The 11,954-nt window shown below is 58.8% G+C and carries 16 protein-coding genes; 2 read left to right on the top strand and 14 right to left on the bottom strand.

Going from position 1 to position 11,954, the window contains the following annotated elements; genetic code table 11:
- Positions 1 to 175: 175 nt before the first annotated feature.
- The 6 genes from ABSE61_RS30110 to ABSE61_RS30085 form a co-directional block, all read right to left on the bottom strand.
- On the bottom strand, positions 176 to 880 hold the full coding sequence (locus ABSE61_RS30110) for a DUF3800 domain-containing protein (protein ID WP_423874807.1): 705 nt from the start codon (positions 878 to 880) through the stop codon (positions 176 to 178).
- Positions 877 to 1,470 (bottom strand): mobile mystery protein B, encoded by a 594-nt coding sequence (locus ABSE61_RS30105; RefSeq protein ID WP_423874806.1) that lies wholly within the window; start codon positions 1,468 to 1,470, stop codon positions 877 to 879. Before ABSE61_RS30105 ends, ABSE61_RS30110 begins: the two co-directional genes overlap by 4 nt.
- Positions 1,467 to 1,928 carry a mobile mystery protein A gene (locus ABSE61_RS30100; protein ID WP_423874805.1) on the bottom strand — a complete coding sequence of 154 codons (462 nt, stop codon included), beginning with the start codon at positions 1,926 to 1,928 and terminating at the stop codon, positions 1,467 to 1,469. Before ABSE61_RS30100 ends, ABSE61_RS30105 begins: the two co-directional genes overlap by 4 nt.
- A 398-nt stretch (positions 1,929 to 2,326) precedes the next feature.
- Positions 2,327 to 2,509, bottom strand: a complete 183-nt coding sequence (locus tag ABSE61_RS30095) for a helix-turn-helix domain-containing protein (protein ID WP_423874804.1) — start codon at positions 2,507 to 2,509, stop codon at positions 2,327 to 2,329.
- Positions 2,510 to 3,159: 650 nt separating this feature from the next.
- Positions 3,160 to 3,543: a hypothetical protein gene (locus ABSE61_RS30090; RefSeq protein ID WP_423874803.1), complete on the bottom strand. Its 384-nt coding sequence runs from the start codon at positions 3,541 to 3,543 to the stop codon at positions 3,160 to 3,162.
- A gap of 28 nt (positions 3,544 to 3,571) precedes the next feature.
- Positions 3,572 to 4,162 (bottom strand): hypothetical protein, encoded by a 591-nt coding sequence (locus ABSE61_RS30085; protein ID WP_423874802.1) that lies wholly within the window; start codon positions 4,160 to 4,162, stop codon positions 3,572 to 3,574.
- Between the two features lie 111 nt (positions 4,163 to 4,273).
- Here ABSE61_RS30085 and ABSE61_RS30080 point away from each other — a divergent pair, with 111 nt between their 5' ends.
- Entirely contained in the window at positions 4,274 to 4,945 is a 672-nt protein-coding gene (locus tag ABSE61_RS30080; RefSeq protein WP_423874801.1) for a hypothetical protein, read from the top strand.
- A gap of 265 nt (positions 4,946 to 5,210) precedes the next feature.
- On the opposite strand, the gene ABSE61_RS30075 is transcribed toward ABSE61_RS30080, so the two are convergent.
- A complete protein-coding gene (locus tag ABSE61_RS30075; protein WP_423874809.1) occupies positions 5,211 to 5,399 on the bottom strand; it encodes a hypothetical protein in 189 nt (62 codons plus the stop codon).
- Here ABSE61_RS30075 and ABSE61_RS30070 point away from each other — a divergent pair.
- On the top strand, positions 5,366 to 5,614 hold the full coding sequence (locus ABSE61_RS30070) for an HNH endonuclease (RefSeq protein ID WP_423874800.1): 249 nt from the start codon (positions 5,366 to 5,368) through the stop codon (positions 5,612 to 5,614). The genes ABSE61_RS30075 and ABSE61_RS30070 overlap by 34 nt on opposite strands.
- A 179-nt stretch (positions 5,615 to 5,793) precedes the next feature.
- Here ABSE61_RS30070 and ABSE61_RS30065 read toward each other — a convergent pair whose 3' ends face one another.
- From ABSE61_RS30065 to ABSE61_RS30035, 7 genes are all read right to left on the bottom strand, one after another.
- Positions 5,794 to 6,669: an efflux RND transporter periplasmic adaptor subunit gene (locus tag ABSE61_RS30065; RefSeq protein WP_423874799.1), complete on the bottom strand. Its 876-nt coding sequence runs from the start codon at positions 6,667 to 6,669 to the stop codon at positions 5,794 to 5,796.
- 28 nt (positions 6,670 to 6,697) lie between these two features.
- Entirely contained in the window at positions 6,698 to 6,913 is a 216-nt protein-coding gene (locus ABSE61_RS30060; RefSeq protein WP_423874798.1) for a DUF1656 domain-containing protein, read from the bottom strand.
- Positions 6,910 to 9,000 (bottom strand): FUSC family protein, encoded by a 2,091-nt coding sequence (locus ABSE61_RS30055; protein ID WP_423874797.1) that lies wholly within the window; start codon positions 8,998 to 9,000, stop codon positions 6,910 to 6,912. The genes ABSE61_RS30060 and ABSE61_RS30055 overlap by 4 nt, the downstream gene beginning before the upstream one ends.
- 92 nt (positions 9,001 to 9,092) lie before the next feature.
- On the bottom strand, positions 9,093 to 9,848 hold the full coding sequence (locus tag ABSE61_RS30050; RefSeq protein WP_423874796.1) for an HD domain-containing protein: 756 nt from the start codon (positions 9,846 to 9,848) through the stop codon (positions 9,093 to 9,095).
- Positions 9,848 to 10,639 carry an alpha/beta fold hydrolase gene (locus ABSE61_RS30045; protein WP_423874795.1) on the bottom strand — a complete coding sequence of 264 codons (792 nt, stop codon included), beginning with the start codon at positions 10,637 to 10,639 and terminating at the stop codon, positions 9,848 to 9,850. Before ABSE61_RS30045 ends, ABSE61_RS30050 begins: the two co-directional genes overlap by 1 nt.
- 95 nt (positions 10,640 to 10,734) lie before the next feature.
- On the bottom strand, positions 10,735 to 11,235 hold the full coding sequence (locus ABSE61_RS30040) for a DUF302 domain-containing protein (protein WP_423874794.1): 501 nt from the start codon (positions 11,233 to 11,235) through the stop codon (positions 10,735 to 10,737).
- Positions 11,236 to 11,277: 42 nt separating this feature from the next.
- The gene (locus ABSE61_RS30035; protein WP_423874793.1) at positions 11,278 to 11,937 is read right to left on the bottom strand and encodes an HD domain-containing protein; all 660 of its coding nucleotides are present in this window, start codon (positions 11,935 to 11,937) and stop codon (positions 11,278 to 11,280) included.
- Between the last annotated feature and the right edge of the window lie 17 nt (positions 11,938 to 11,954).

Below are 11,954 nucleotides of genomic sequence, written 5' to 3'. Positions count from 1 at the left end.
TTGAACGTGGAGCCATCGTCGCCGTGGCGAATGACCTCATAATCCTTGTGCGTCTCGTAGCCGAGGCATTCGAGCAACGGGGTGACGAATTTTTGTTCGACAAAGGATTCACCTTTGTCGGTGAAATCCAGCCGCGCGAGGCCCTCAAGAACCTGTTTGTGTTTGGTATGTGCCATCAACTGCCCCGTCTGACTTCTGAAATATCCATAAAACTCACGCGCTTCGAGTCCTGCCCGTGAAATACGGCCACGAAGTCCGGCGCGAAACCTTCCTTACCCTCGATCCGCCGCCGCGCCTGACGGCCCACCGCGTGCATGATAAAATCGGCGACTTCGAGGGCCGGATCATGCGCGGCCTTGAGCATGAAATAGCACTCGACCGGAATCTGCGCCCCGCCTTCTTCCAGCCTGAAATCTTGGAACGCCGCTTCGATGTGACGATCGGCTCGCTCGGAGGCTTCGAATATGACATTCACTTCGCTAAACCGCGTCCACCGGGCGATGTCCACGATACGGTTCTTGAGCGCGCCCGCAATCGCGTGCACGGGACCCAGATCTCCGATCATGCGCGTCGCTACGCTCACGGTCGCGCCGATGCGCGCGAATGGCTCCGCGCGAAAGAATGCGGCCACGGCTTCAATTTGCTCAGGCGTCGCCGTGCGCGCGAACGCCGCGGCATGCAGCGGCGTGTCGGTCGAGCCGGTCACCTTGCGCCGCACTTCATGCCAGGGGTGGCGGATGAGCTGGTCGAGATCGCCGGCCATGACCGCGCAGCCGCCCAGGCCATACACTGGATGGCCCGACACGAGGGCCTCATGCCCGGTGTCATCGACGAACACGACCAGGCTTTGATCGGCGATGGTCGGCGCGCCCGCCGTCATGACCGCATGAAGGCCAGCAGCGGCCCGATATCGTGATTGTCCGCGGCCTTAAGCGCCGCCACGTATTGGTTGCGTAGCGTTCCTACGTCGGCAAGGCTTCCGCCGCCCCAGCTAAACGCTTTGCCGCCAAGCCGTTCGATCACTAGATCCGCCATCATGCGCGCGTGACGGCCGTTACCATTCGGAAACGCATGAATCTGCGTCAGCCGGTGATGCAGGCGCGCGGCGATTTCATCGGGCGGATATGTGTTGTGCTCCACCCAGTAGCGCACGTCATCGAGCATCGCCGGCATTTCGGCGGCGATCAGATGCGGGGCGATGCCGATATTGAGTTCGCCCTGCCGGTAGGTTCCGGCCCATTTCCAGACCTCACCGAACATCTGCTTGTGCAGCGTCTTGACGAAGTCCTCCGTCAGGAGATCGGCCGCCTTGCCGCGGCGGCGGCGGCCCCAGGCCGCGCCGTTGACAATGTTTTCCTCTTCCGCCTCGTTCAGGTCGGCGCGACTGGTGATCCATGTTTGCAGCAGATCGCCGCGCAGCGCGGGATCGAGCGGCGTCGCGTCATCCGGTTCCTGGAAGAGATCCGTCATAGCTCGTTCCACAAATCGCGGTCTTTGAGGACATCACGGACATACGCCTCAATGCGCGCTTCGAGATTGGCGTCGCCCGTCCCCTGCGCTTCCAGCTTCATCGTATGGGCGACGCGGCCGAGCTCGCGCTTAGCGATTCTGCGCGCGCGCGCGCTCACGGCGCCTTCAAGCGATGTGTTCGGCACGAGGGCGTAGACAAGCGTGCAGTCGAGGGCTTCCGCGGCGCGACGCAGCGTCTTGAGCTGGATCGAACCGTTCGCTTCGGACTTTTCAAGAGCCTCTACGCTCTGGGGACGGATTTTGAGCCGCCTGGCGAACTGGACGCCGGTCATGCCGAGCGCGTCCCTGATCGCCCGCACCCAGCCTTTCGGCGGAGCGTTGAAGCGGTCTTGGGGTTTGAGCGCGATGAGCCGCTCATCTAGCCGTTTACGGCCACGCTGGCGAGCATCGGTTTTCATAGTGTGACCTGATTTGATGGGTTGTGGTGTCAGTCTATAGCCTTATTTATTCTAATATTTATCAGGGCACAACCTGATTTTAGTGCCACAATAATCAGCCTGCGGTCTTGTTTTCCTTGAAAACCGCCTGTTTTGAAACCAAATCGGGGACTCGGCGGGGTCGAAGCCGCCAGTCGCCCTCATGGTCTACGATGACCGCCAATGACGGATGCGACGCCCACGGAGATACAAACCGAAGGCGCGGCGGCGGATGAACTCCCGCCGCAGCCTGCGCTGCTTCGATACGGAGGAGCACGCGCGCGTTCGGCGATCTGGTCGCGACCTATGTTCGCTCTCTGAGCCGATATATCGACCTGAGCACCCTAGACGGCATTACGCGCTCGACTATCGCACGTGCATTAGTTCGACATGTTGGTGTCAAGGAGCGCCAGAAGCGAGCGCACCACAACTAGTCGCCGACGTCCGATCGTTGTCGTGACGATACGCCCAGTTCCGATCAATTCGTAAAGCTTCGTGCGTCCCAAGCCAGTCACTTCGCATGCATCGTCAATCGTGCAGGAGAGTCGCTGGGCGAATGGCATCGCGCTCGGTTCTGTGGCTTTCGGAGCGGATAGACTGACTTGTGAAAGTTGTCCGCCAGTTTTCTCTCGTCGATTGTATCTCACGTGCCGCCCTCCTATTCGCACAGCTAGACAGGACAAGAGTTGATTGTGCGACGAGCAACGTCAATACGAACATCCGAGGGCGCTCGCGTACGACAGCGCACGTCAGCGGCGGTTTGAATATTTCCGGACACCATGGGCGACGAGGAAATTTTTCGCGAATGCGCCAGCCACAGCGAGGCATCGCGCCGAGGCTAGTCTGCTAATGTCGGCAGCAAATTTCCCAAACGTTCGCCGCTGTTCACCAGCGTCTTATTCAACCATTATTCAACGAACGGGGCTGATGGCTACCTAAGTGCCTGAGTTTGCTGGCGCTCCCTAGGAGCCTGTTGGGTGACGTCCGCCGACAAAGATAATGCCGATTTTCCTTTAGGACTTCAACAATTTATTGCTCGTCAATTTTTTTACGCTGCAAAGAGATCTTGCAAATGTGAGACGTGATGTTGGACGTTTTTGTTGGACGAAATGGCTTAGATATCCGGAAGGCCGATCCGAGGTTCTACAACGTGCTTCATGGCTGGTGCGTCCGGCACGACGGCAAACTGTCGAGCCTCGTCCCGACCGCACGATCAAGGCAAGGTTAGGCACCATTTACAAAAAGGGCTGGTCGGCTTCTGACCGTTGAGCGGAAGCGCTCTGGCAAGTTTAAGCATAGCCGCATGTGGCCCATATTGGACATTCGGAGCGAGTTGACGAGCGTCTGCTCTTGACGGCGGAGCGGACACGTCGCCAACGTTGATCCGCGCGGGCGATTGCGCCAGCGCCCAGGCAGTCGCACGGCGTTCTTCGTAGGCCCACTCTTGTAAGATGCGGAAGAAGCCGGCAACGTTGTGAGGAATCTCCTGCGCATCCTCGCGTGTTAATGGACGCGCGGAGTAAGGCTGCCAAACGGCGATCGTGTAGTCGAGAAATTCGACTTTGGCGCCGTCGTCCTTAGCGGATGACCGACGCATGCTCCGCCTCCTTCCGGGGGCTGCTGACCTATGATGGCTCGCGGGCAGCCGGCGCTACGCGGCGGCGGTTGGACGGTTTCCGGCGGCGGACAGGTTTATTGTCCGCGACGATCTCTTGTGGATCGACCTCTCCGCGAATAACGACCGCCAGGAGTTCATCGGGGGGCGCGAGCATAAGTTTGCTCCTATCGTTCCCTTCACTGTCTTTCCACAAAAGGCGACTTTGATACGGCCGCGAAGGATTGAACTGGTCCGTAGGCACAAACGTCTCGAGGCGGAACGCTATCGCGGGGTTAGTTCCGACACGATCCAGAGTCACAAACCGAAAACTGATTGATTGGGCGAGATCTTCTGGAGACTCCTCCGACAATACGCTGACGCGATCGAGGAGGACGATGCGGGAGAGGAATTCCTTCGTGGTACGCAGCGGCGTGTCCGACGGCGGTACGAATGGTTCGACTAGAACGACTTGCTCGATAGGCAGAATTTTTCTTGCGACTTGAATGACATTGGACATGGGCGTCTCCGTGGTTGTTTCCGACAAAGAAACTCCAAAATGACCGGCTTCGGCAACGGGTGGAGTTTGTTGAAAGAAATTTTGCTCAGCGGTTGCATGCATCAGACGTTCTCCTACAGTGCACTGACAACTGCCAGCGAACGCTCCTTCCGGTAAGACAACGAGGCGTTTCGGGGATTTCACTTACGCGTATGGCGTCCGGGAACGTGGATCATGAAGCAGGCCAAACCTGGAAGGCGACTTTTGGATGGTGAAGCAACCCTGCCCAAGCAATCGGGCTGGGCAGCCGACAGCGATCAACTCGAAAATGCCTGTGTGCTCTACGAAGAACTTGTTGGCACAAGAGACCGGATCGCCGATCTCGGCGCCATCAACCCAAAAGACATGGAAACGGTCGCGAGGGCGCTATACGAGGTTGTCGGATATCTGCTAACGCCGCCACCGCGGGCGAAGACCGAGCTGAGGTTGCCGCAGGCGACAAAACACGAGCTGGCCGCCGCTGCCCGCAGCCGGAAAATCGAAACGTTTGTGTTCGCGGTCGCGCTTGTTGCGTTGAAGCTTGGGAAGCGGGAAAACGCAGCTGTCACGGTCGCGCATCAGCTTGCGATCATCGGAGATGCGTTGGATTCAATATCGTTCGACTACCGCACGCCAAAGAGATCGATCCTCACGACCCTTCGCCGTTTGCGCGACGACATCGATACGCGTATCTCCCATCAACGTGATAGCCGGCGCAACGGTTACCAGTTTATCACCACCGTTGTACGGCAAGCGGTCCGACAAAACAGAGAAGCCGGACCAATTTTTTCAAAGGGTTTATGCTCGTCACGTCGCGCGCGGACTGACTCAAGCCGACATTCGGCGCGTCGATCCCAAGTTTTATAACGTGCTTCACGTCTGGTGTATCCGGCACGAGCGCAAGTTATCCAGCCTGGTCCCCGCCGCACGGTCGAGATAAAGTTAGAACGTCTACTCATGAAGGCAAATTTATTTTCGGAATCTGGCGGGGACCGGCAATCTTCCGATCAGTTAGAGCATTACCGCAGGTGAGCCACCCGGGACCCTCCGCTCAACGAGCGCTTTGAAGGCAAAAGCAGGTTTTTCGGACTCGGAAAAGTCAGCGATCCTCGGTTGGTCGCGCGCCAGTTGCTCAGGGCGTGCGATCAATCTTCAGCAAACGTCGAAACCGTTCAATCCGCCACCAGACCGTTATGACCTCATTCACGACCTGCGTTGCGACCAAGACGCTATAAGCTTCGAAATCAAAGTTTTCTTTTCTGAACCAGCCAAAAGCCGCGAACCCAAATGCAACGGCAGAATGCTCGCCGATGCGAAGCATGCGGCGGCACGACGGGGCCGTTCGAGATGCATCACCTCCGCCGTGTTCGAGACCTGCGAAGTGGGTCGCTGATAGTCTGGAAACGATCTGGCTGGCGGCGCAAGACCATCGTCTTGTGCCCGTCGTGCCGGGCGACCGTTTCCGGTCGGGAGCACTCGCATATGGAAAGCCGTGTGCATCGCAAAGGTGCATGCACGGTTTGGAGGGAGGCGTAGGAACATCCTCCTCGGAGGTGTTCCGCGCCTACCCTACCGGGACCAGGGGGCCCGGTTCACGAGAGCCCGGTCTTTTTCCCGTTCAGAAAAGGACGCGCCCGGAGATCCCTCTAAAATTGATTACGTCATCTGCATCGTCGGTCTGTTCGATCACGCAGAAGCCAAGACGGCGCGTAACACTACCAATTGATCTTCCCGATCGAAACAGTCGCGGTGCGGCCAGCGGCGAGGAGAAGGTCCGGCGGCACATTGTCGAGCTTGATACGCACGGGAATGCGCTGCGCGAGGCGTACCCAGCTGAACGTTGGATTGACGGAGGCCAACAGATTGCTGCTGGTGCTGCGGTTTTGGTCTTCGATACCGTAGGCGATGCTCTCGACGTGCCCCGATAGCAAGCGTGGATCGCCAATCAGCTTTACGGTTGCATCATCTGCGATATGGATGCGCCGCAATTTGGTTTCCTCGAAATACCCCTCGACGCGAAACGTGTCGGAACCGAGCAGCGCAAACACCGCCGCGCCGGCGTTGACGTAGCGCCCGGGCAGGAGTTCGAAATTGGTGACCACGCCGTTGACAGGCGCCACGACCGTCGAGCGCTCGAGATTGAGACTTGCGACCTCGAGCGCCGCGTTCGCCGCGTCGAGCCCGGCCTGATCGACGTCCACGGCCTGCTGCCGCTGCTCGACCTGCTGGACGGTGATCGCGACACTGGTTAGATTCTTCGCGCGCTCAAGATCGCGTTTGGCCTGATCGAGCGTCGCTTGTCGGCTCGCGACGTCTGCCTTAGCCTGGTCGAGCGCATACTGAAAGCGCCGTTGATCGATACGGAACAATGGCTGGCCCTTGGTTACCTTCTCGTTGTCGTGAACAAAGACGTCGCTGATTAGCCCGGCAACATCGGGGGCGACCGTAACCACGTCGGCGCGCACGCGGCCATCGCGCGTCCAAGGTTCGAGCATATAATAACTCCATAGCTGCCAGCCGACGGCAATCGCCACGATCAGCGAAACGAGCGTGAGCAACACGCGACCGGCAGAGGCGAATACGTTTTTCATGGCTGCACCTCCCAAGATTTTATATGGCCTATGCCCGCGCCAGGATGCTTGTGCCCGCCGCCGTCACAATGCCCAGCACAACGACATAGATCGTGAGATCGAACAGCGCGCGATGCCAGACCAGACGGTAGAAGCCAAGGGCCTCCAGAAGCCGCATGATCGCGATCTGAAGCAGAAGAGCGATAGCGGCATAAATCGCAAAAGCCGGAACGTACACGCCGTAGATGTCGAACTCCCCAATCACGGTAAGCTCCCATCACGTCGCCGCGGCTCGCCCGGCTCGGGTAGCGCTGGATCACTCTGCTGTATGTCGATCGGTTGATACGGCGGGGCGTTCGGGTAAAGGGTCTGCCTCATGCCGACGATCGCGGCGACGCTGGCATGCGTGTTCGCGGTGATCGCTGTCGCTTCGCCGATTGCAATATCGATCTTCTGCAACAAATCGCCGTCAAGCGGCGCTACGCGGCCCCGCCCCAGCCCACGAAAATGCGCTGCCAAGCCCGCGAACATCGCGGCCAAGGCATCCTGTGCCGGCTTCGACATGTTAGGCGCGATTGACTGTGTCTCGATCATATTGACGCCGAGACGCAGATCCTCGAGCGCATCGGCGAATTCATGCTGCGGCTGCGGCTCAACCCGCGGTTGGCGGTAGAGCAACAGTGCGACGCGATCCATCATGCGGCTGGTCCACTGATCCCGGTTGGGATGCAAGCGCCCGGCGGCAAGGTCTGCAAGGTCCAGATGCGTCGCCCGAATGAGCCGCGCGGCGCTGGCCTGCGTGCCGATGACCCGCATCATCCGGGTCACAATGAGCGCCACGACACCGCCCAGCACGAAAGCGCTGTTCGAATTGACGATCGCGGCCAGATCGGCGGTGTAGCTTGTCTGCAGACTTATTTCGATGGTGAAGCTCAGGGCGAGCGCCAGGCCGAGAACCGCATAGGCGGGGATCGCCATCAAGATGCCGGCCGGTATCAGCACAAATGCGAGGGCGCAACAAAGCAGGACGAAGCCGGTAATCGCCGGCAACACAAAGAACTGGTAGATCAGCACGAGCGGTATGCACAGCGCCAGGAGAAGCGTAATAGCGCGAATGGCCGGCGTCGGATCGTCCAGGGAAGCAAAGAGAGTGCAAGACACGGCGGCAAAAGCCACGGCGCCGGCACCTTCCGGCCATGCGGTCGCTATCCAAAAGAACGCGCAGATACCCATCGCGACCATGGCAGCGAGCGCTGAGAGCAAAGCCATAGCCGCGTCCGTATGCATCGCTTTGGGCCCGATCTGCGTCGCCGCTGCGCGAATGCCCGCGCTTGGCGTCCGCGCTGGGTCGCTGAGATAGGCGGCGAGTTCGAGAGAGCCTTGCCACGCGTCGATCAGTTCGATCAGACGCACGGTCACGTTCACCCTTATCAGATCGCCCCAACTTGATTGCGGGCCTGCGGCTGGCGTGGCGGCGACACAGGCTTCCTTAAGCTCAGCGGCGCGACGTCGGTCACCTGGCGCCCGCACCTGCAGCCAGTCGCAAATGCCCGTAAGCGTTTGCGATAACTTCGGATCGAGCGGCCCAATACCGCGAAGAAGCGTTAGACGATCCTCGATCGCGCTCACCAAGGGCAGAAGCGCGACGATCGTACGGTCGAAGGCGCGAATGGTACCGATATCCGGCCGGTGCGGCGAGGTGTCGAAACGCAGGCTGGTGCCCAGCACATAAAGCTCGCTGATATCGGCGGCTATCCGGCGCCTCTCCATCCCGGTTTCCGAAGTACCCTGCTGGATCAAGCCATCAGCAAGCCAACGGCGCGTGTCCGCGATAGCGTTTCTCAACTTCAGCTCAAAGGCGCTAAAGGCGCTCTTGGGAAAAATGGCGCTGTGGACGACGGCCGCGCAGACGACGCCAAGCGTGATCTCCTCGACCCGAGACACCGCGGTGTCGAACACTGTGCCGGGGTTAAGCACGCTTGGAAAGCCAATCAGCGCTGCGGTATAGCCCGACAGCGCGAACATATAGGATCGCGGGGTACGATCGAGCAGCGAAACGAAAATGCAGAGCGCGACCCAAAGCATGATCGCAAGCGTCGTAAGCTCTGGCGCGTCGATCAGATTGGGAACGATGGCAACCATGGCGGCGGCCCCGATGAACGTGCCGATGGCGCGATAGAAGGCCTTGGCCCGCATCGGACCGGACAACGGTTGGCTGGTCAGATAGACGGTGGTCATGGCCCAGCCCGGACTCTTCAAGTCCAGGCTGAAGGCGACAAACATCGTGAGGATGCTCGCAATATAGCAGTTGACGGAGAATATGATCGGACGAATGCCAATATCTCTGATCATATGTCCACCTCGTCTCGCCGATCCTCGGCGACCTGAAAGCCAGTGGGAACAGCTGCGTCACAGAGGACGAATGGTACTTCGCTCGTAACGTGTCATTTTATGTCCTGAATCCACAGTCGCTCGGGCAAACCACCCGTGAGCTTCCTGCCGATATCGCGCCGCGATCCCGGAGCCATTTGCTCCTGAGACAAAAGAGCGGCATGCATGTTGCCGGCGGGATAAGCGCGAAGAAGCTCCCTTTTGAAGTTCGCGTTCACGCGCCGTTTTCCGAAGCCAAAAAGGTCGCACACGGCGCCCTTCGCGACCATCGCCGCCACTTCCCCGTAGTCTCGAACTGGCAAATGCAGATTGAGGTGCGCAGAGATTGCGTCGCCGACAATCTGGGCTTTCTCGGACGGGTGCCCTTTACGTAGAAGACACTCCTGAACCTGACGGCCGCCGCTGACGCCAAAGCAACAGGCTTTGAGCGGAATGGTTCTGGATTCGGTAAGGCCGATATCGTGCAGAAGAGCGGCCGTGAAGAACAATTCCTTGTCGTACTTCAGCCTGCTGTACGGTGCGAGAATGGCGCCGAAGTAATAGGTGCGGTAGCCGTGAGACAACAAATCTTCAGTATGCGTCTCACGCCCAAACACTTCGGCATCTTTCGCCATCCGCGTATCCGGCGGGGCAAAGTTCGAAAAATCGAGATCGACGGGCTTCAAGAGCCCTAGTTTATCCCGGATAACATCCGACGCTTCCCGAGCGGCCAGGAACGCCATGTTGCGCAAAAAGTGAAGCCGCTCGGTTGGCGTGAGCCTGCCGTTGTTCTTCTTGCCCCACTCCAGCGTACCGAACTTGGAGCGCATCACTGATCCTGTCCGAGTTTTTCCGAAAAACGAGCAATGATCTTTGCAAGCTCGATCGGCGATTCCAGCGGCGACAGGTGCCCGGTCGCAGGAATGATCTCCATCTTCGCGTGCGGAATGCGAGGCAAAAGCTCTGCCCGCAACTCGGAGACCGGATCAACCTTGTCCAGCTCGTTTGCGATGACCAACGTTGGAACCTGGATTTGGCCTACTCGGTCGCTGATATCTTCCTGGCTGGTCGACAGTGGCCAGGCGCGCTTGGCTTCGGGCGAGCCTCCCAAGGCGTCTTCAATGACTTGAGCAATGAGTTCGGCACTTAGACGTTTGGACGTAAGCGTATTGTCGATCGTCTGCTGGATGAGGGGGGCAGAGTTCATGATGCCGACCATACCCTGCCTCGCCTCAAGCGGGCGGTGCATAGGTCCTGGCATCGCGGGTGCCACGAGTATCAACCCGACCAGCTTTTCAGGCCTTTCGGAGGCGATGAATTGAGCGACTTTCCCGCCCATGGAATGCCCAACAAGCACATAGCGATCGAGCTTAAGCGCTTTGACGACTTCCTTCGCATCGGAAGCAAGATCCGCGAGTTGGAAGCCCTGCGAAGGAGAGTCCGATTGACCCCAGCCGCGCTGGTCGATTGCGATGGGGCGCAGGTGATTTGGGAGCGCGGCAGCAACGTATTTCCAGGATCGGCTTGAACCGGCCCAAGAATGCAAGAAGACAAGAGGTAACCCGCCAGAGTTCCCTCTATCTTCCACATTCAGGTTAAGTCCATTGATATTGAGACGCATAGCCAGCTCCCCCCTTGGTTTTTTTGATTTATGAAGACGCGTTGACGTCGGGCTCGAGCACGTCATGCGGGAGAGCGAAATGCTTTGCTCTAAGCCTAGTCATCTGCCTTGACCCCAGAGATGTGCTCGGCAAGAGCAACGAGCTTGGCATCGAGCTTCGAGGCCGCTTCGGCTACGGGATCGCCCTTTAGGTTGCTCATGAGCGTCGACGGCAGGTCGTAAGCGACGCGCGTCTTTCCGTCCTGATGCTGATAGATGAAAATCCGCACGGGCACGTTTAACCCAGCGCCGACATCATGCTGCAACATTGTCCGTGCAATCAGGGGATTACCCAACACGACCATCACCGCTTTTGCTCTTTGACCGATCGTAGCGAGCCAGCCGCCGTGATCGATGACATCGAAGCGCATGAAGCCGCTTGATCCTTCGCGGGCCTTGAAGACGCGCTCAAATTCTTCCGGTGAATGGGCCGTCTTCGCGACCTCGCCGAAACCCTCTTCGATCGAGCCCGTCGCGTCGTAAAAGGCGCCGACGACATCCTCAAAGGAATGTTTGCTGACATGCTCGCGGTGTTCGACGTTTAGCATCTGGATCATGTGCGTTTTCCCTGTTCCAGTCATCGTGAACCAACGTTCGGGTCATTCGTCCCACGGCGCTGCCGCCATGATTTGTGTTGCCGTCGGGATCGGACGGCCGTGCAACGTGCAGCCTGCAGTGCGTGCGACATCGTCGGTCCAGGTCAAGATTTGTGCGGCGGGGTTGTGCTGGCAGTGCTCGACGAGGAGATTGTGGAATTCCGACTTGAACTTCATCCGCGGATATGTTTCGAGGATTTCCTCGAGAACCTTTGGGGGCACCTGATCGAGTCCCAGACCCAGGAAGTCGAGGCCAGCGCCGAGATGGACCAACGCTATCTCCCCTGCCAACCGTGTGGGGATTCCTGGCGAAGTATGCAGAGCGATCGCCCTCCAAACCAGATCGGCACGCTCGGGTGACACGTGGTGCTTTGTGCAAAAATCGCGCGCGGCATCCGCGCCGTCGATTTCAAAGCGATTGTCGCGACGGTAGGGAGGGATCAGCCCGAGGTCGTGCAAAAGTGCTGCACAAAACGCGGCTTCCTCATCCTTCACCGACCGGCCGAGGCTTCTGACGGCTAGACTGCCAAAAATGTAGGTTCGAAGACAATGGGTGCAGAGAAACTGGGGCGAGCTCGATTCCAAAAGATCGACCGCAGCCTCGCAAAGCGCGGTATCCGGAATTCGCACTCCGGCCACTGATTTGATGCGCGCGAGGGTCATAGCAAGGCTCCTTGTTG

The sequence above is a fragment of the Bradyrhizobium sp. genome, assembly GCF_049519115.1.
In the GTDB taxonomy this organism is placed as follows: Bacteria; Pseudomonadota; Alphaproteobacteria; order Rhizobiales; family Xanthobacteraceae; genus Bradyrhizobium.
The sequence above is the reverse complement of the archived record's forward strand: the minus strand, read 5'-3'. Positions and strand labels throughout refer to the sequence as shown.